This window comes from Enterococcus pernyi, from assembly GCF_045371165.1.
GTDB lineage: Bacteria > Bacillota > Bacilli > Lactobacillales > Enterococcaceae > Enterococcus_B > Enterococcus_B pernyi.
Map to the genome: position 1 here is coordinate 307,725 of NZ_JBIQDM010000002.1, position 19,084 is coordinate 326,808.

Here is a 19,084-nt window from a genome sequence, read left to right on the forward strand (position 1 = left end):
TTTAAGCATTCAATACTAATAAGAAAGAAATAACGAAGCCTAAGATTGCGTAAGTTTCAACCATTGCGGCAAAGATAATTCCTTTAGTTGCGTGTTCTGGTTTTTTCGCTAAGATCTGGATACCTGCAGCAGATACTTTCCCCTGAGCAATCCCAGAAAACAATCCTGTAAAGGCAATCGGTAAAGATGCGCCTAAAAAATTCAGCCCTTGGACAACCGACATATCTGCATTTAAATTGATAAAGATCAAGAAGGCGATTACGAAGCCATAAAGTCCCTGTGTTCCGGGAAGTAATTGTAAAATCAACGCTTGTCCGAATTTTTCCGGTTGACTTGTCGTCAATGCAGCTGCGGCTTCACCAGTCATCCCCACACCTTTCGCTGATCCGATCCCTGAAAAGATCGTGGCTGTTGCCATCGCTAATACCGCAAACACCATTCCACCATTTTGAGCAATTAAGTAATCCATCATTTTTTAAAATTCCTCCAATTTTTTTACTTTTTCTTATGATTGATATTGACATATTTTTCCGCTGCTTTCAGTGGATCGAAGGCCCGTCCGCCTCCGGTATAAAACTTGCCGAAAAATTCGACATATTGCAATCTCGCGCCATGCACGTAGGCACTAAGCAAGGTCAAGAACATATTCAACGCATGTAAAGCGATGATCAATAAGATCCCGACACTAAAGCGCGCGGCTGGCGGCATGAAAGCAACCAACATATTGAAGGCAGCGCCGATACTCCCACCAGAGATCCCCAAAGCCATCAATCGTGTGTAACTCACTAGATCACCGATATAACCAGTCAAACCATACAAATTATAGGCTCCTTTTGCAGCACCTTTGACTTTGGATGAAGATTGGAAAATCGGAATGACAAAAATACATAGCGCTGATAAAATCGCTAATCCTGCACCTAGGTAAACAAAAATCGGGTTCTTGACGATCATACTACCAAGTAATAAAAGGACGACTCCCACTAAAATCCCTTGCCAGGCAAATCCATCATTGATCGCATCCACGTAATCTTTGCGCTTGATATGCTCTTTTGCTGCAAGAAACAATCCTACTAAGATTTGGATAAGCCCAAAAATGACAGACAAGACTAAAATCGTATTGACATCATCTGTTGTAGACAACAACGGGAAGGGTAAGTGGATACCTAATACTTCGGTCGGTAACGCTTGTCCAAAGAAGGAACTATAAATAAATCCCCAGATGATCGACGGAATCGCTAAGATTTCGAAAAACTTAGCAAATCGCTGCATCCCTCGAGGTAATACCAACAATTTTTGCGCAATGATTGCGCCTATAAGCATGAGTAAACCATAACCAATATCAGCCACCATCATCCCGAAAAAGACAAGATAAAATGGCGTCATCCATGGTGTCGGATCAATTTCATGATACTTAGGTAAACTGTACATTTCCGTCAGCATTTCAAAAGGTGCCACGATTGGATGGTTCTTCAATTTCGTTGGTACTTCTTGATCGATCTCTTCTTCGGTGGGCGCTTCAAAGCTAAGAAAGACTTCATCAGCAGACAACGTATTTTCTACCTGCTGGATCAATTCTTGCTTTTCGTCCTCGCCGACCCATCCTTGGACAACGATCAGGTAAGGCGCCATGACAAATCGATCCTTCACTGCTTCTCGTTCTGCCATTGCCAAGAGGATTTCTTCTGCCCATTCCAATTCTTGGATGTAACTGCTACAACGACCGATTTTGATCGCTAATTGTTTTTGTGCTTCGTAACAAGCTTGCAACTCTTGCTTGATTTCCTGTAGCTGTTCTTTTGGCGTTTGCTCATAAGGATATGCTTCTTTGACAAAACCATAACGAGTAGCAATCTCATCGACAATAGATGCTGAAGTTTTGAGCACCACGTAAGTCAAGTAAACGAAGTGATCTGTTTCGCTGACTTCTTCCACATAGACCTCTGGAACTTTTGCTAATGCTTCTCTAAATTCTGTCGCATTAGCAACACTGATCGTTCCCATCTCAACTGTTGTTTGGTGACTACTAAAGCTTTGCGGTATAACATCCAGATTTGCCCAATGTGTCAACCTGTCTTCCTGCTCTGACAGTTGTTCTCGTTGTTCTGCTAATGTTTCCCATTGTTTCTTCAAGCCTAATATTTCAGTTAAACGCTTCGTAAAATCTTCTTCCGAATAATTTGCTTCTAGTTCCTGCAAGGTCACTTCTCTTCGTTTGAGGTGTTGTTTCTTTTGTTGCTTGTCCCCATGATGATCAATGAACTGAACAGCTTCTCTTGTTTGCATGATCCGACTAGTAAGCGCATTGACGATCGGTTCTTTTTCAAAAATCGCTGCCTTAGGAAAATAAGTATCCACCCATTGATTATTTGTCGTTTCTTGAAAAAGATCGCGAATCTCTACATTTTGGATGCCTTGGATTGCTTGTAATAAGGCATCCTGATTTTGTTTATCGGAAATAAGAGTCACTTTTTCCATCTTAGTGACGGCCATAGGTTTCTTTCACCCTTTCAATGATCGCGTCAACCGCTTGCTGACGTTGCTTCTCATATTGTTCTTGTACGATGGATTGCAATCGTCTAGCGTCTTCGTTCAATTTATTTTTTTCAGCAATCGCTTTTTGCTGTTCCGCTCGTTTTTTTTCTTCAAGCAACTGTTCCAAATGTTGTTTTTGACTTGCACGAAGTTGATCCAATTCGACCGCTTTTGCTTCTTTATAATCTTTTAACTCTTGCTGAAGCTTTTTCATCGCTTGTTCATTTTCTTTTTCAGCTTGTTTGATTTTTTCTAAGGCTTCTAGCACATTCCCTACTTCCTTTCTCTAAAAAAAGAGGGACATCCTTTCTTTTTTCATTGAAAGTATGTCCCTCTAAAAATAACTTCAGATAATCTAGGCACTTTCAAAAAAATGTTCTTCTCACCCCTTGAAGAACTAGATCCTTGAAGCTTGCGCCCAACCATTTATATATTTCTTACTTACAAGTATAACAAATTCAGGTAAAATTTCAACTAACAGATCCCTTTTTCCTTTCAGAAAGTTCATAACTGACAGTAAATGAGCAACTTTAGAAACATTCTACCTATTATATAATTACGTACGTTTTCCAAAACAAATATTTTAATTTTTTTTTAAACTATTGCTAAAATAGAAGTAGTTTATGAATGGAGGAAATCGTATGCATCAAAAAATTGGTATCGCGGCCAATCAATTACTGCGGGCTACAGAAACATTTCAAGGAAATCAAGTCACTTACACCCCGCAAGGTTTTGTTAATGCGGTACAGCAAGCAGGGGGCTTGCCTTTGCTTCTCCCTATTTCTTCCACAGAAAGCGCTCGTGACTACATTCAGCTCGTCGATAAGCTACTCCTAGCTGGCGGTCAGGATGTCAGTCCTTCGTTCTACAACGAAGCGCCTCACCCTAAATTGACAGAAACAAACCTGAATCGGGATCTATTTGAACAGGCGTTGATCAATGAAGCATTAAAACAAAATAAACCGATCTTAGCTGTGTGTCGTGGGATGCAATTATTGAATGTAACGTTAGGGGGGAATCTTTACCAAGACCTTACGTTATATCCAAATTGGTCAGTGAAACATGAACAACAACCAACTCCCCCACAATTTGCTACGCATGAAATCACAGTCGAACCAGATAGTATCCTCCACGAAGTATTACCTACTTCTTATTTTGTAAATTCTTATCATCACCAAGCAATCAGGGATCTTGCTCCTACACTAAAAGCAACAGCGTATTCTCCTGATGGATTGGTGGAAGCTGTTGAAAGTAAAGGATCCAACCAACGAATACTTGGTGTTCAATGGCATCCTGAGCTTATTCACCAAAAAAATCCACTCGATCAAAAATTATTTGATTATTTTGTACAATCGTTATGATCGTTATAAACGAAATGAAAAGCCCGTCTAGCAGGAACATGTTGTTTCAGCTAGACGGGCTTTCATTCATTTTATGCAAGGAACATCGATCTGCAGTTAACTTCTACGATACTCAAGCAGCTGTTTCAATTGCTCGATTTGTCGCTGCAATTCGCTCCCTTTTGTCGTATCACGATTTAATTTTCGTGGCAACTGTTGATCAATGACCTTTTTGACTTCTGCCAAGCCATTGGCTGTTTCAAATTGTTCCTCGATGCCTAAAAATGGGTAGTGGGTCACGATTTGAAAGCCATAAGAGTTACATAGCAACGAATACCCTGCAATACCCGTTGTTCGTTGATAGGCCTTTGATAAACCACCGTCAATCACGAAAACTGTTCCGTCCGCTTTGATTGGTGACTCCCCTTTTTTCACTTTGACTGGTGTATGTCCATTGATGATCACTGAACCATAGATAGGTACACCGAACTCACGCCTTACTTTTTGACTCAACCATTCTTTGTCTCGTAATCGATAGTAAGCATTGCTGACTTCCACATGCGTTTCTTTTTCTGCTAAATAATAACGCTCAAACGTAGCCATCTTACTTTTACCAAACAACGGCGAGTAAGGCCCACTCCATGCGTACCAAATCAAATCAGTCGCTAGGTCTTCTTTTTTCTTCAGTGATTTAGCACTTTCACGAATCTGTTCTTCAAAAAATGCCATCAATTGCTTCCCTTGATACGTCTCACTCCCAAGTTTAAAACTTAGAAACTCACCATGTTCATCTAACGGCATACAGCCATGAAACAAGATACTTTGGTTCGTGACAAGATACATCCTACCTTTTTCTAAAAGGAAATCCATATGTTTTTGCATTCGGAGTGAATGTTGAAAAGAATACAGCAACATATCGATCACTCGTCGTTCGTCTGCCGTTAAACGATCCGGTTCCTGCGCAGAAATCGTCTGGAAACATGGGTGATGGATCGTATACTTTTGACCATCCAGAAACAACTCATTTTTTTCATAATCGATATTCGCTAACATATCCCGATCCGCCATCTCAAATTCTGGTCGTCGTTTCAGTAAATGCGATTCTAGTTTGAATTGCATGATCGCAAGCGCTTGATGGATTTTCTCCATCTCTTCTCTCTCGCGTTCCGTTGCGTCTTGGCTATTCTTAGGTGTAAACAAAGGGTTTGTTTGATAAGTTTCTGTCGCAAACGAACAAAGGGAACGCAGATTCAACGCGTATTCTTTTTCCAACTCGAATAAATAATTATACCGCGCAGCGATACGCAATAAGGTCAACAAACAAGTTTCCGAGCCACAATATGCCCCCAGCCATAAAATATCATGGTTGCCCCATTGGATATCGATTGAATGGATCTCCATCAAGCGGTCCATCACTTTGGCGGCTTGTGTCCCCCGATCAAAGATGTCTCCGACCACGTGGACATGATCGATCACCATTCGTTGAATCGTCTGCGCTAACTTTTTTAAAAAGCGCTCTTCTTCATTCATCTCAAGCAACTGATCAACGATTTTACTCACATAAGATTTTTTCCCTTGCACACGATCATCGACATACAATAATTCCTCAATGATATAACTATATTCTTTAGGCAAGGCTTTTCTTACTTTTGATCTCGTATACTTAACAGAAGTGAATCGCAGTAACTCGATCAATTGATGAATTAACGTTGTTTTGTCTTGTTTTTTGTACCAGTCAGTCGCTAATGCGTATTCCGGATATGCAACAAAAATCGTTAATCGTTTCATCTCTTCTTCACTTAAACAATCTTGAAATAAATCTTTGATTTTCTCTCGTAGATTCCCTGAACCATTTCTCAATATATGATCAAATGCTGGAAACTCTCCATGGATATCACTTAAAAATAATTCGGTTCCTTTTGGTAGTTGTAGGATTGCTTCTAAGTTGATGATCTCCGTAATGACTTCTTCTTTTGTTGGGAATTTTTCTGACAATAATTCTAAATATTGATCCATCCAAACGCCTCCAAAATTGGTATACCTAAAATTATAGGACACACAATGGATATTTACAATAAAATTACTTTACTAAATAAAAAATAGGTACATATAAAATCGTGGATTTTTCAAATCAAACAAAAGCACTCTAGGTATACGTCTAAAAGCAACTCTTACGAAAATAAGCCGAGACACCCGAAAATTGTTCTTCACCTTTCGGGCGTCTCGGCTTATTTCTCATCATTGAATATTTCTGTTACAACTTCAACATTTATTTCTTTTTGCGTTCATTTCTCATGATTGAAATCGATTGTTTCAATGACGTCCAAATACCACCTTCACTGTAAACAAGCACGTTTGATTTGTACATATTTGCGGACATGAACATCAATACGAATGTGATGATCACTAGAACGATCAAAGAAATCAATACGCCACTTATTTCAACCGTTTCATTTGCCAAGCGGATCGGCATGATATATGAAGATAGGAATGGAATGTATGAAGTGATGCGGATCACGATATTATTCGGATCAGATGCACCAAGGATCAATCCTAACATATAACCACCTAAAGAAAGGTACGTCACTGGTAAAATCGCTTTTGCTGTATCTTCGGCTTTGTTGACTAGTGAGCCACATAAGGCAGCTAACACGGCGTAGATCAAGATCCCAAAGAACATAAATAGTAAAGAGTACCATAAGAATGGCCCGAAAATACTATCCAAAGAAATCCCATCCAGTACACTTTTAACGATTTCCATATCTTTGAACTGGTTGAATCCTACTGCAAAGATGATACCGTATAAAGCCATTTGAGTGACTGCCACTAGCAGAACTCCTGTTAGTTTTCCATAAAAATGTTTTTGTGCAGTGGTACTAGACAAGATCACTTCCATGATTCTTGTCCCTTTTTCTGAAGCAATCTCTTGCGCGATGATCTGTGCATACGTCAAGATGATGATGAATAGAATGATCGTTGCGACATAACTGACTGCATATTGAACAGCTGAGTTATCTTCTCCTATCGTCATTTCACCATTGGCGTCAAAACTGACTTTTTGTCGTGAAAATCCAGCCGGTTGACTTAATGCAGCCACTTCTTCAGGAGAGATCCCTAAGCTACTTGCCCGCATCATTGACTGTAAACCAGTCAACTGCTGTTGGATCAACAGTTGTGTTGCTTGGCCTAATGAGTTTTCACTAAATAATTCTCCGGATACTTCTCCATTATCTGTCGTGACTACCATGTACGCATCGATCTTTTCGTCAGATAACTTACTTTTGGCTTCATCCTCCGATGAAAAAGCTTCAAAGTGGAAATCCCCCATATCGGATTGACTCAAATAATCAGTGATTTGTTGGTCTTCAGCAATCACACCGATTTTATCTGTTTCACTGTTTTGTTGAGCAAAATTACCTGCTAAGTAAATCACACCCATCAAAACAAACGGGACTAATATCATAATAATAAAAGAAATCGATTTGACATTTTTCAAATAGACATCTTTTGTGATGATCCAAAATTTACCCATGTAGTTCACCTGCTTTCATCTTGAAGATTTCTTCTAAAGTAGGCGGTTGTTGATTGAACATTGGAATATAGCCAAATTGTGTCGCACGGGTAAAAATTTCTTTCCCTACATCTGGATGATCCAACGTGATTTCCAACGATTGATCCTCACGAAGAACCACTTTTTGGACCCCAGCGATTTCCTCTACTTCTTGTTGTGACAATCCAGACTCCAAAAATAGCTTTGTTCTGCCAAATGCTTCTCGAATCTCGTGGACTTTCCCATCTAGTACCATCTCCCCATTTCGAAGCATGATCAAGTGGTCACAAATCTTTTCAACATTATCCATATTGTGACTAGAAAAAATGACACAAGAGCCATTTTTCTTCAATTCGATGATCCCGTCTTTAAGTAGCTCAGCATTCACTGGGTCCAACCCACTAAAAGGTTCATCTAAAATAATCAACTTGGGTTCGTGGATCAGTGTTGCAATCAGTTGTACCTTTTGTTGATTTCCTTTTGATAAGGACTTAACTTTATCTGTTTTTTTCCCTTTTACTTGAAATTTCTCCATCCAAAAATCGATCTTAGGTTCAATTTCTTTTTTTGTTTTTCCCCGTAATGCGGCAAAATAGATCAACTGTTCTTGGATCGATACCTTGGGATAAAGCCCTCGTTCTTCAGGTAAATACCCAATGATGTCATAATCTTTTTCACTCAAATGATGGCCGTTCCATAGTACTTCTCCTTGATCTTGCGTCAAAAAATCTAAAATCAAACGAAAAGTCGTTGTTTTTCCTGCCCCGTTTTGCCCAATCAATCCCATGATTTTCCCATCAGGTATTTGAAAAGAAACATGATCAACAGCTGTATAACTGCCAAATGTCTTAACCAAATCCTTTACTTCTAGCATTTTCTCACTCCTTCATCCTAAATTCCTCTATCCTTTACTGTACGATATAAAATAACTTATACATAAGAACTTATGTTATTGTTTTTTATTGTACATATGAAAATGATAGGACACTTTACAGGTTTTGTAAAGCGCCCTCAGTTCAATTTTTATGCAGTTTATCGAAAACATTTTGTGCGACATTTTTTGGTAGACCAATTTCTTGTAACTCCTCAATTGACGCAGCGGTGATGTTTTTTAACGATTTGAACTCTTTCAACAACATTTTTTTTCGTTTTGGCCCTAACCCTTCAATTTCATCTAAGCGCGACGCAAAACTATTTTTACTACGTAACTGACGATGAAACGTGATTGCAAAGCGATGGACTTCGTCTTGGATACGTTGCAGTAAAAAGAATTCTGGTGAATTTCGTTCAAGCGGAACCACTTCTAATTCATTCCCAAATAACAACTCATTGGTTTTATGCTTATCATTCTTAGCCATTCCAGCGACAGGGATATCGATTCCCAATTGATTCTCCAGTACATCCTTCGCTACATCGACTTGCCCTTTCCCCCCATCGATTAAAATCAGATCAGGCAAGGGCAGTTCTTCTCGTATCACACGTGCGTAGCGGCGGTAGATGACTTCTCGCATCGAAGCATAGTCGTCTGGTCCAACGACCGTTTTGATTTTGTATTTACGGTATTCTTTTTTTGCTGGTTTTCCATCGATGAATACCACCATCGCCGCTACTGGATCGGTTCCCATGATATTAGAGTTATCAAAAGACTCGATCCGAATGGGTGCTGGAATGTTCATCGCATTACCAAGGCGCTCGATCGCTCCGATCGTTCGTTCTTGTTTCCTCACGATCAAATCAAAGCGTTCGTTCAATGCCACCCTTGCATTTTTATTGGCTAGTTCGACTAATTTTTTCTTCTCACCACGTTTGGGCTGGATGACTTTTGTCGATAATAACGCCTCAACACTCGGTTGATCGATCGTATCAGGGATCACCACTTCTTTTGGAATGAAATGTTCATTTTCCTGATAAAACTGCCCGATGTATGTTAAGAAATCCTCTTCTGCTTCATTATAAAAAGGAATGATCGATACATCTCGTTCAATCAGCTTTCCTTGACGTACAAAGAATACTTGGACACACATCCAGCCTTTATCAATGGCATAACCAAACACATCTCGATCAATCAAATCAGTGTTTGTCATTTTTTGTCTTGTCATGATCGTTTCAATAGCTCTGATTTGATCACGATACTCTGCTGCTTTTTCAAATTCCATATTTTCTGCAGCCTTAGCCATTTTCTCTTTGATTTCAGCTTCGATCGTCTCATGACCACCATTCAAAAAGCGTTTGACTTCGTTCACGATACTTGTATATTCCGCTGGATCTACATCAAAATAGTAGGGACATAAGCATTGACCTAAATGGTAATAAAGACAAGGTTCTTTTGTCTGACTTGGTTTACACTTCCGTAATGGGAATAAACGATCTAAAATCTTTTTTGTTTCATTCGCAGCCCCAACATCCGGGTAAGGGCCAAAATAAAAGGCTTTGTCTTTTAATACTTTACGAGTGATCACCAAACGAGGATATTTTTCATTCGTGATTTTTAAGAAAGGATAAGTTTTATCATCCTTTAACATGATATTGTATTTTGGATCATTCTTTTTGATCAGATTGATTTCTAGCAGTAATGCTTCAATGTTGGATTCTGTCACAATGTACTCAAAGTCCTCGATCTCACTGACTAATCGCTCCGTTTTCGTGTTATGACTTCCAGTAAAATAGGAACGCACGCGATTTTTCAAGACTTTGGCTTTTCCCACATAAATGATCGTGCCGTTTTTGTCTTTCATCAAATAGCAGCCAGGCTGATCAGGAAGTAATGCAAGTTTATTTTTTATTCGTTCATTCATGGTGACTGCTCCTTTATATTTCTGATATCGCTATTATAACAGAGGTTGAGAGAGAAGTATCAAGCGAAGAGACATAAGAAAAATTTTGCGCAGTTTATTGTATAAATTTTTAAGTATCTTGTCTCCAAAAATAGATACTATTCTCTTCATCTATGACTTTTTTGTTCCACTTCTCTGTTCAGTTTCATGACTTGATTAGTCGCAAAAAAACCGAGACAGCAATCCATATGATTGTTGTCTCAGTCTGATGTGTTAGTTACTTAATCTTATAAGTGTTGGGCAATCATTTGACGTAATTGATCTTTTGATTGAACACCGATTGCTTTTTCTACTACTTCGCCGTCTTTTTTCAAAAGTAATGTTGGAATACTCATGATCCCAAATTGTTGTGGTGTTTCAGGATTTTCATCAACATCCATCTTCACGATTCTGAATTCGTCTTCGTCATATTCTTCTTCTAACTGGTCTAAAATTGGCGCTTGCATTCGACAAGGTCCACACCAAGTTGCCCAAAAGTCGATTAAAACTAACCCTTTATCTGTTTCTTCGTTGAATGTTGCATCTGTAATTACTTGAGCCATATCAAAGACCTCCATTTATTAGTCTATTCTAAGTATAGCACTATTGGTACCTAGATTCGAGCTATTTGCTTACCTTTAGTAAGCTTTATTTAAATTTAACAATTGTCGCACCATTGCCCCCTTGATTTCCAGGAGCAAAATCGAAGCTCTTGACGCTACGATGATTTTTTAAATAATCGGTGATCCCGGTTCTTAGTGCGCCTGTGCCTTTTCCATGAACGATCGTCACTTGAGGGTAGCCAGCCAAAATTGCCGCATCTAAATATAGATCGACTTCATTTAATGCTTCTTCATAACGTTTCCCTCGAAGATCAAGTTGATTGGAGACCGTCGAATGCGCATCTGAGCGAACCGTATGGATCACTCGTTGTTGTGGTTCTTTTTGGGGAGCGATCGGTGTCAATTCACTTTCCGAAACGTTCATCTTCAAGATACCGATCTCCACTTGCCATTGGTTGCCATTTTTGCGCAACAATGTTCCACGTTGCCCATAAGTCGTCACGAGTACTTCGTCACCTGGTTTCAATGTTTTCTGTTCTTTCGCTTTTTTCAAGACTTTATTTTTCTTTAATTGTTCTTCTTGATGCAAGTTAGCTAACTGTGATTTGGCATCGATCAATTGATGCTCTTTGACCGTACCTTGCCCCACTTGTTTTTGTAAATTGCGAATATCTGCGATGATTTTTTCTGCCTTTTCTTCTGCTTCAGAAACAAGTGCATTGGCTTTTTGTTTGGCTTTCGCCATTTCTTGTTCGCGCTCTTCAAAGAAGTAGCTATAAGCTTCTTTCAAATCATTGTACAGACGTTGCGCTTCATCGACATAATGACGCATCTCTAAATACTCTGTTTCTGCCATTTTTCGACGATTCTCTAAATCAGTGATCATTTCATTCAAGTCTTGACTTTCATCGTTCATCAATTGCTTGGCTTCATCAATGACTTGGTTGTCTAATCCTAAACGACTTGAAATCTCAAAGGCATTACTCCTACCTGGCACGCCGATCAACAAGCGGTATGTGGGGCTAAGGGTGTCAACGTTGAACTCCATGCTTGCATTGATGGTATTCGAACGATTGTAGCCGTAGACTTTCAGTTCAGGATAATGTGTTGTTGCCATCACATAGGCAGATTTCTTTCCTAGATCATCTAAAATAGCAATTGCTAGCGCTGCTCCTTCTTGAGGATCAGTCCCTGCACCTAGTTCGTCAAATAAAACTAAGCTTTTTTCATTAACTTTGGAAAGGATATCCACGGTATTTGTCATATGTGAGGAGAAGGTCGATAAACTTTGCTCAATCGATTGTTCATCTCCGATATCAGCAAAAATATCTTCAAAGATCCCGATCTGACTTTCTTCATCCACCGGGATCGGTAACCCTGCTTGCCCCATCAATTGCAATAAGCCCAGTGTTTTCAACGTGATGGTTTTCCCACCAGTATTTGGTCCAGTAATGACGATCGCTTGATAGTTTTCCCCAATCGAAATATCATTTGGTACGACTTTTTCTTGATCGATCAATGGGTGTCTGGCTTGCTTCAAATCAACAATGTTTTCTGTACTGATCGTCGGTACGATTGCCTTTAGTTCTTTCCCAAAGCGTGCTTTCGCATTCATCAAGTCCATTTTTCCAATGACATACGCATTGTGGATGATTTCTTGGCGATGAGGAACCAACTCCGCCGACAACTCACTTAGAATACGTTGGATCTCATTGCGTTCGGCAATTTGATATTGACGCAAGCGATTGTTCAACTCCACGACTTGTTTTGGTTCAACGAATAGTGTTTGTCCCGAAGAACTTTGATCATGGACGACTCCGCCAAACACACCACGATATTCTTGTTTTACTGGAATAACATAGCGGTCGTTTCTCATCGTAATGATGGCATCGCTTAGGTATTTGGCATTTTTCCCACGAACGATCCCATCTAATTGTTCTCTAACTGCTTGTTCGCTTCTACGGATATTATGGCGGATCGTCTTCAACTCTGGAGAGGCATCATCCGTCACTCGTCCATCATCATCGATTGCTTCTTTCAAACGACGGCTCAAGGATGGGATAGCGACTAATTGATCTGTCCAAAAATAAAGACGCGCAAACTCAATCTCGCTATCTGCTAAATCATCAATAAAACGTCGCAACTCACTAGTAGTAGATAAGACACGAGAAACTTGTGCTAACTCGACCCCATTAAGATCCGCACCGATTTGGATCCGTTTCATATGTGGGCGGATATTCTCTATTTTGGGGATTGGGATGCCGCCACGCAATCGTTGGGCTTTTAGTCCATCTTCCGTTTCTTCCAACCAATATCTGATCGTCTCTGCTTCATTCACTGGCACAAGCTGGGCTAATTCTTCTTGCCCTTGTGCTGTGATCACAAACTGTCGTACTTGTTGTTTTACTTTTTCAAACTCTAATGTTTCTAGAATGCGTTTGTTCATTTTTTTCACCTTACTTTCACTAAAAAAGAGGCCGATAGATGGCTAAGCAGTCTTCAAGACTAACCAACATCTTCATAGCCTCTGTCATTGACAAAAAATCATCTCTTACTTAGTTAATCACTTGTGTCACCCATAGATCATATATTTTATTTGCTAAAATAGGTGTTCGTTCAACCATAAATGTTGCAAGATTATTGCCACTAAATTGGTTTTGGATAAATCCCACCGGAATAAATGTTAGTAAACGTAAAACTAGAACCAACGAAATATAGGTGATGATCACGGATAAAACCCCTCCAGCCACCCAGTCTAATTGCTTTAGTACAGGAATAAATGTCAACCCATGAGCGAATACCCCAATGAATCGTGTGACTAGCCAACCAACAAATAAAATGATCAAGAAAGCCACCCCTGCATAAAATGCTTCATCTAGTTTAAATGAAAAAGCTTGATCAAAAAAAACTAAGTTAGAATTGGCGGTTACCGCAGGATAAGGAATATATAATTGCAGATGATTGGCTAATGTTTTGTAATAGGTTTGTGCTGCTAGAAATGAGACAAAATAGCCAACCAGATAAATTCCCTGTAGCGCAAAACCACGACTGGCTCCAGAAAAAAATGCAATCAGCAAAATAAATAAAATCAAAAGACTAAGCATACATTCTTCCTTTCTCTTCTATTAATAATATCAATTCGAAGATCTTTGTTTGATTTGACCTTTTCGTTTTTCATTTAGAATCTGTTGTGCTTCCACATGATTCTTGATTTCATGGTCACTTCCATTTTCTTTCAATACTGCTCGTGCTTCATTTTCAATTGCTTCGATTCGTTTGATCCGATTTTCCATTTCTGTGAATCTCACCATTTTTTGTTTCAGTTCTGTGACTTCTTTTATTAAATTCAAATTTTTTTCCTGTCTTTTCAATTGATCGGAAAATGCATTGACTGCTAATAAAATAGCTGCTTGTTCATTGTCTAATTGAGGGGACAATTCTTTCAGTTCAGCTAATTGTTCATTGATTAATTTTGTGACCATATCCATATGCTGTTTTGATTCTTGCCCGATAATAGTATACGTTTGGTCCGCAATCACCGCTTTATAGCGTGTTTTTTCATGTGCCATATGAATCTGTCTCCTCCTATTGCCAAAAATATTAACTAGTGTACCATATAGTTAAGCAATTAACCGTACACGAAAAACTTCATTATAAATACTTTACTATTATATGATAAACTTTGCAAAAATGCTATGTGTGCATTGATTTCAAATCAGCTAGATCTAGTCAAATACAACTTTTCTTACGACTGGATCGCAATAGGAGGAAAACATGAGTAACATTATCTTAAAGGTAACAACAAATCAAATGAACATGATGAAAGAGGCATATCGCCCATTTTTAGTACAAAAGCCGATTCCATATACGCATTTTTCCGCTAAAAAAAATGGCACAACGATCACTGCCTATACTTCTGGAAAAGTGATGTTTCAAGGTACCGGCGCTGAACAAGAAGCAGCGAAATGGGGAAACCCACTTACAGCAAAAAAATCGACACAAACTAATTCTTCTTCCTTACCCAAAGATCTACAAACACTATCTGTTTTAGGGAGTGACGAAGTCGGCAACGGTAGTTACTTTGGCCCACTGACTGTTTGTGCTGCCTATGTCGATCAAATACAATTGAAAGAATTACGCACGTTAGGCGTCAAAGATTCAAAAGAATTAAAAGATGGACAAATCATTCAATTAGCCAAAGTATTAAAGGAAACGATCCCATATCAATTACTGGTTCTGCCACCAAAAAAATACAATGAGATCCAACCTACGTATAATGCAGTGAGAATGAAGGTCGCTTTACACAATCAAGCTATCCATTTATTGTTACAAAAAATAGCACCAGTCAAGCCGGATGCTATTTTGATCGACCAGTTCACACCGGAAGCCAACTTTAAAAAATACGCTCGTTTAGAAAAAAATCAACTCACCGAAAAACTCTACTTTGTGACAAAAGGTGAACAATATCATTTAGCTGTTGCTGCCGCTTCGATCATTAGTCGCGCAAGCTTTTTAGAAGAGTTGGACAAAGAATCTGCTGAACTTGGTCTCACGCTTCCTTCTGGTGCAGGTACAAAATCCGACCAAGTCGCTGCAACGATTTTAAAAAAAGGTGGCGAAGCCTTGTTAGCAAACTATGCAAAATTGCATTTTGCGAACACAGAAAAAGCCAAAAAAATAGTCAACTAACTATCCGTTTTAGCTTGTTCCGCTTTTCTTTAAGTTCGATTTAAGTTTTGTTGTTTATCCTCATGTTCAAGAGGTGAAAACGATGAAAAAAATGCGAATTATTATTTTTATATGTCTGATCGGGATCATTGCTCTTTTCAAATTTGGTCTTAGCAATCAAGAAACAGATGCGAGACAACAGACAAGCAATAGTGTCTCTAGCATCATACAATCAACTGATTCTTCTTCAGAGGCCCTCATAAAAATCGGAAAAGAAGATGCTACATTGTATGCAGACTCGTCATTAAGTGAACCGCTAATTTCCGTCAATGCTGGTGAACTGGCCACGCTTCTTTCAACTACAGACAACGCCTACAAAATTACCACGAATGATGGTGAAACTGGCTATTTATCACTTACGGATGGCTCATCACTGACTCGCTCGACACAAGAGCTACCGAGTGACCTATCAGAAGCGGTGATCGTACTAGATCCCGGACACGGAGGCGACGATACAGGCGCGCTTAGCATAGATGGACATATAGAAGAAAAGACAGTGACACTCGCTGCTGCAAAACAGTTACAAACGAGTTTAGAAGCCGCTGGCGCAACGGTTTATTTGACACATGAAACAGATGACTACATTTCATTAGATGACATTTGTGCATTTAGCGAAGAAAAATCAGCTGACCTTTTTATCAGCTTACATGCTGATTCGACTGAATCAGCCAATGAAGCAACTGGTACAACCACTTATTATTATTACAATAGTGAGCAACGTCTAGCGGAAACTGTTTCTGATGAACTGGCGGATCTGCTCATTACATCTCGTGGAACTGCTACAGGGAACTATCAGGTGTTAAGAGAAAACCTTCAGCCATCCCTCTTGATCGAAATGGGCTATATGAACAATGACGAAGATTTAGCTACATTGACTACTGTTAACTATCAACAACAGTTGGCGCAATCGATCACACAAGCGCTACTCACTTATTTCAATCAGTAATTTTTTTCTAAACGCAAGAACCTCGTTAGGTATTGATGTTTCATCAAGACCAACAAGGTTCTTCCATTTCATCAGCAACCAGTTGTCAGTACATGGTCACCGCTGAATCTGTTTATATTAAAACGATCTAATTGATCAATTCCCATGGTCCCCATTGTTGAGTACCAGGTTCATCGCCTTGTGTCCACCATTTCGCCCGATACGCATTTCCTAAATGAGTGACTCTATCACCCATAAGATAGACTGTTGAGGCATCCCATGCCGCATATCCAGGCACACTGTTTTCCAAGGTTCGAACGATCACTGGTTGACTAGCTGCCGAAACATTGTTTGAGGCATCGAATGCTTTTACAGTATACGTATACTGTGTATCAGGTGCTAATCCCGTATCTGTAAATGATGGCGTTCTTGGTTGCCCTACTAATTGACCATCACGGTAAACAAAGTAACCTGCTACTCGCTGATTATCGGTTGAAGCCGTCCAGTTCAACGTCACTTCTGTCGCATTGATCGTGGTTGCTGCCACATTTGTTGGAATTGACGGTGCCTCAACATCTGATGGGTCTGGCGCTTCTACACCAAAGATCACTTGGTGATTGATTTCAATACCGTCAGTCCCAATTCGTTGACTTAAAGTGATCGTGTCAATATGATCAACCGAAACCTGTGACGTATCAGATTGTAAACGGAAATCATAAGAAGCTCCTGGAGCAAGTTCTCTGCCATCATAAACGGTGGCTAGATCAACAGTTACCATGCCGTTCGTAGTAGTCACATCCCCTGCCTTGAAGTTACCAGAAGTTAACGTTTCATTACTATTCAACTCCAGCATAAGTTTAGGCAATTTGACTGTTTTCTGGGCAGCTTCCACAGCGCTTAGTACAGTAGACGTTTCTGTCAATGTTTCATTATTTGTCAAAGTGATTTCGTACCCGCTTACATTATTCTCTGTATAAGGCGTAATATCTACAGAGATATCTAACGGTGTGCTAACGATCTCGTGCTGTGGTAATGGCGTATTCCCAAATAATCCTTCTTTGATCGCATTCGTCAATTCATCACGTTTTGTACTTGTCGTTTCTTTGTCTTGTGATTGCATCCAAGAAATCACACCACCCAGTTCTTCTTCTTGCACATACTGGGTTTTGTAACCGATTGAACGTTCATTATCGAAACTGAAAAACTCGCCTGTTTCTGTACTGTACATATAAGGAGCCTTCGCTACATCATCCCAGTACTCAGTCAATCCACTCGTTGCACTGATCAAATCTGGAATATTTCGATATGGCCAGACACCTCCGGCTCTACCACCATCCCCAACGACTAATGGACTTTTATTTTTTGCACCGTATGTTGCCGTTAGGTCAGCATTTCGATTACTCTGTTCAGCCGTTTGGAACAATCCCGGCAATAATGGATCATTGCCTTCTGCCACTTCATGCCAACCACGAGTATAAAAAGCTGCCCCAATCACGATTTTTTCAGCTGGCGCACCTTCATCCCTTAAAAACTGAACCGTTTGATCTACCGAAAGTCCTTGGTCATAATTAGGATCAGCAGGATTCCCATAAAGTGCTGTATGATGTCCACTGCGGTCACCCCAACCACCGTTCATATCATAGGTCATGATATTTGCAAAATCAACAACTTCAAATAAACCATCAATGTCTATCCCTGAAGATAATTTACTTTGAGATGCAGGCAGCGCAACTGATAATTCATAAGTTTTGCCTAGTTCTTCGCCTTGTTCATCAATCGATTCACGAATCTCATTTAGTAAAATGATGTAATTTTCTTTGTCTTCAGGCACTGCATTTGGCGTTCCTTCATCGTTAACATTGTCTACCAAGTCAGGTTGTCGAACATCTGCAGGATACTCCCAATCGACATCAACAAAATCCATATTCGTATATTTGATGAAGCGGGTAACGTTCTCCACTAGATTTTGTCGTTTCACTGGATCAGCCGCTACTTCAGAAAAATCACCTGATTTAGACCAGCCGCCCAAAGAGACACCAATTTTCATATTAGGATTTTTCCCACGTAGATCTTGGATCGCATTCAAGATACCCGAACTTGCTGAATTCCATTGAACCCCTGTTTGTCCTACAGGCGCACCAACAGCAGCATCCGTATCTGTAAATTCTAAATCGCCATTACTATCAAAATCTAAAAAGGCAAAATTCAAATGAGTGATTTGATCAGCTGGAATATCTTTAGGATAGAAATTTCCTTCTCCACCCCAAATCGACCAATCGCCATAGTACATGACATTGCGATAAGGTGCGACCTGAGTTTCTCGCACCTCTTCAGCATGAACCTCTGGCGACTCATTAAATGCTGGTAAAGTCATTGCAACAATCGAAGAAAATAACAAAGCAAATAAACTAATACTCTTAATTCTTTTCATATCAATCTCATCTCCTTTTTTTCTAAGTTTTTTTACGAAAAAACAAACGCGCCCAAATCACAGGTTAAAAGTTATTTTATCACTCCTTAAAAATTAGAAATCAGATAAATTTTAATTGTAAAAATCTTACAAATATGAATTTAACATTTATTTATTTTTAACGCAACTAATTGAAACCGATTACACTCGTCATGTTTCAAGT

Annotated in this window: 15 protein-coding genes and 1 other annotated feature; of the genes, 3 read left to right on the forward strand and 12 right to left on the reverse strand. The window is 39.4% G+C overall.

What is annotated here, in order from left to right; genetic code table 11:
* Position 1 precedes the first annotated feature (1 nt).
* From ACH0AK_RS04055 to ACH0AK_RS04065, 3 genes are read right to left on the reverse strand one after another with little or no spacing between them, the layout of a single operon-like run.
* Positions 2-472 (reverse strand): V-type ATP synthase subunit K, encoded by a 471-nt coding sequence (locus ACH0AK_RS04055; RefSeq protein ID WP_010734843.1) that lies wholly within the window; start codon positions 470-472, stop codon positions 2-4.
* 23 nt (positions 473-495) lie between these two features.
* Positions 496-2,490 (reverse strand): V-type ATP synthase subunit I, encoded by a 1,995-nt coding sequence (locus ACH0AK_RS04060; protein WP_023520057.1) that lies wholly within the window; start codon positions 2,488-2,490, stop codon positions 496-498.
* On the reverse strand, positions 2,477-2,800 hold the full coding sequence (locus tag ACH0AK_RS04065) for a hypothetical protein (RefSeq protein WP_023520058.1): 324 nt from the start codon (positions 2,798-2,800) through the stop codon (positions 2,477-2,479). Before ACH0AK_RS04065 ends, ACH0AK_RS04060 begins: the two co-directional genes overlap by 14 nt.
* Positions 2,801-2,908: 108 nt before the next feature.
* Positions 2,909-2,956: a sequence feature (sodium ion sensor (DUF1646 type); this cis-regulatory element may regulate processes involved in with the transportation of sodium ions), on the reverse strand.
* A gap of 217 nt (positions 2,957-3,173) precedes the next feature.
* Here ACH0AK_RS04065 and ACH0AK_RS04070 point away from each other — a divergent pair.
* Positions 3,174-3,893, forward strand: a complete 720-nt coding sequence (locus ACH0AK_RS04070) for a gamma-glutamyl-gamma-aminobutyrate hydrolase family protein (RefSeq protein WP_010734840.1) — start codon at positions 3,174-3,176, stop codon at positions 3,891-3,893.
* A gap of 96 nt (positions 3,894-3,989) precedes the next feature.
* On the opposite strand, the gene ACH0AK_RS04075 is transcribed toward ACH0AK_RS04070, so the two are convergent.
* The 8 genes from ACH0AK_RS04075 to zapA form a co-directional block, all read right to left on the reverse strand.
* The gene (locus ACH0AK_RS04075) at positions 3,990-5,888 is read right to left on the reverse strand and encodes a fructose-1,6-bisphosphatase (protein ID WP_226075651.1); all 1,899 of its coding nucleotides are present in this window, start codon (positions 5,886-5,888) and stop codon (positions 3,990-3,992) included.
* Positions 5,889-6,141: 253 nt separating this feature from the next.
* Positions 6,142-7,404, reverse strand: coding sequence for an ABC transporter permease (locus ACH0AK_RS04080; RefSeq protein WP_010734838.1), 1,263 nt, complete (start codon positions 7,402-7,404; stop codon positions 6,142-6,144).
* On the reverse strand, positions 7,397-8,296 hold the full coding sequence (locus ACH0AK_RS04085) for an ABC transporter ATP-binding protein (RefSeq protein ID WP_010734837.1): 900 nt from the start codon (positions 8,294-8,296) through the stop codon (positions 7,397-7,399). The genes ACH0AK_RS04080 and ACH0AK_RS04085 overlap by 8 nt, the downstream gene beginning before the upstream one ends.
* 142 nt (positions 8,297-8,438) lie before the next feature.
* Positions 8,439-10,217, reverse strand: a complete 1,779-nt coding sequence (uvrC, locus tag ACH0AK_RS04090; protein ID WP_023520060.1) for an excinuclease ABC subunit UvrC — start codon at positions 10,215-10,217, stop codon at positions 8,439-8,441.
* 266 nt (positions 10,218-10,483) lie between these two features.
* Complete coding sequence (gene trxA / locus ACH0AK_RS04095; protein WP_010734835.1) at positions 10,484-10,798, reverse strand: thioredoxin; 315 nt, start codon at positions 10,796-10,798, stop codon at positions 10,484-10,486.
* 85 nt (positions 10,799-10,883) lie between these two features.
* Positions 10,884-13,244, reverse strand: a complete 2,361-nt coding sequence (locus tag ACH0AK_RS04100; protein ID WP_438725294.1) for an endonuclease MutS2 — start codon at positions 13,242-13,244, stop codon at positions 10,884-10,886.
* A gap of 109 nt (positions 13,245-13,353) precedes the next feature.
* Entirely contained in the window at positions 13,354-13,902 is a 549-nt protein-coding gene (locus tag ACH0AK_RS04105) for a CvpA family protein (protein ID WP_010734833.1), read from the reverse strand.
* Between the two features lie 30 nt (positions 13,903-13,932).
* Positions 13,933-14,367, reverse strand: coding sequence for a cell division protein ZapA (gene zapA, locus ACH0AK_RS04110; protein WP_010734832.1), 435 nt, complete (start codon positions 14,365-14,367; stop codon positions 13,933-13,935).
* Positions 14,368-14,572: 205 nt separating this feature from the next.
* On the opposite strand from zapA, the gene rnhC reads away from it, so the two are divergent.
* Both rnhC and ACH0AK_RS04120 read left to right on the forward strand, forming a co-directional pair.
* Positions 14,573-15,487: a ribonuclease HIII gene (rnhC, locus tag ACH0AK_RS04115; RefSeq protein WP_023520062.1), complete on the forward strand. Its 915-nt coding sequence runs from the start codon at positions 14,573-14,575 to the stop codon at positions 15,485-15,487.
* 82 nt (positions 15,488-15,569) lie between these two features.
* A complete protein-coding gene (locus tag ACH0AK_RS04120; protein WP_010734830.1) occupies positions 15,570-16,472 on the forward strand; it encodes an N-acetylmuramoyl-L-alanine amidase family protein in 903 nt (300 codons plus the stop codon).
* A gap of 127 nt (positions 16,473-16,599) precedes the next feature.
* Here the strand turns inward: ACH0AK_RS04120 and ACH0AK_RS04125 are convergent, their stop codons facing one another.
* Positions 16,600-18,882 carry a glycosyl hydrolase family 18 protein gene (locus tag ACH0AK_RS04125; protein WP_226075676.1) on the reverse strand — a complete coding sequence of 761 codons (2,283 nt, stop codon included), beginning with the start codon at positions 18,880-18,882 and terminating at the stop codon, positions 16,600-16,602.
* Positions 18,883-19,084: the final 202 nt, after the last annotated feature.

Coding starts and splice junctions, on each gene's coding strand:
- ACH0AK_RS04055 (WP_010734843.1), bottom strand. CDS start 472: ATGATGGATTACTTAATTGCTCAAAATGGTGGAATGGTGTTTGCGGTA.
- ACH0AK_RS04060 (WP_023520057.1), bottom strand. CDS start 2,490: ATGGCCGTCACTAAGATGGAAAAAGTGACTCTTATTTCCGATAAACAA.
- ACH0AK_RS04070 (WP_010734840.1), top strand. CDS start 3,174: ATGCATCAAAAAATTGGTATCGCGGCCAATCAATTACTGCGGGCTACA.
- ACH0AK_RS04075 (WP_226075651.1), bottom strand. CDS start 5,888: ATGGATCAATATTTAGAATTATTGTCAGAAAAATTCCCAACAAAAGAA.
- ACH0AK_RS04080 (WP_010734838.1), bottom strand. CDS start 7,404: ATGGGTAAATTTTGGATCATCACAAAAGATGTCTATTTGAAAAATGTC.
- ACH0AK_RS04085 (WP_010734837.1), bottom strand. CDS start 8,296: ATGCTAGAAGTAAAGGATTTGGTTAAGACATTTGGCAGTTATACAGCT.
- uvrC (WP_023520060.1), bottom strand. CDS start 10,217: ATGAATGAACGAATAAAAAATAAACTTGCATTACTTCCTGATCAGCCT.
- trxA (WP_010734835.1), bottom strand. CDS start 10,798: ATGGCTCAAGTAATTACAGATGCAACATTCAACGAAGAAACAGATAAA.
- ACH0AK_RS04100 (WP_438725294.1), bottom strand. CDS start 13,244: ATGAACAAACGCATTCTAGAAACATTAGAGTTTGAAAAAGTAAAACAA.
- ACH0AK_RS04105 (WP_010734833.1), bottom strand. CDS start 13,902: ATGCTTAGTCTTTTGATTTTATTTATTTTGCTGATTGCATTTTTTTCT.
- zapA (WP_010734832.1), bottom strand. CDS start 14,367: ATGGCACATGAAAAAACACGCTATAAAGCGGTGATTGCGGACCAAACG.
- rnhC (WP_023520062.1), top strand. CDS start 14,573: ATGAGTAACATTATCTTAAAGGTAACAACAAATCAAATGAACATGATG.
- ACH0AK_RS04120 (WP_010734830.1), top strand. CDS start 15,570: ATGAAAAAAATGCGAATTATTATTTTTATATGTCTGATCGGGATCATT.
- ACH0AK_RS04125 (WP_226075676.1), bottom strand. CDS start 18,882: ATGAAAAGAATTAAGAGTATTAGTTTATTTGCTTTGTTATTTTCTTCG.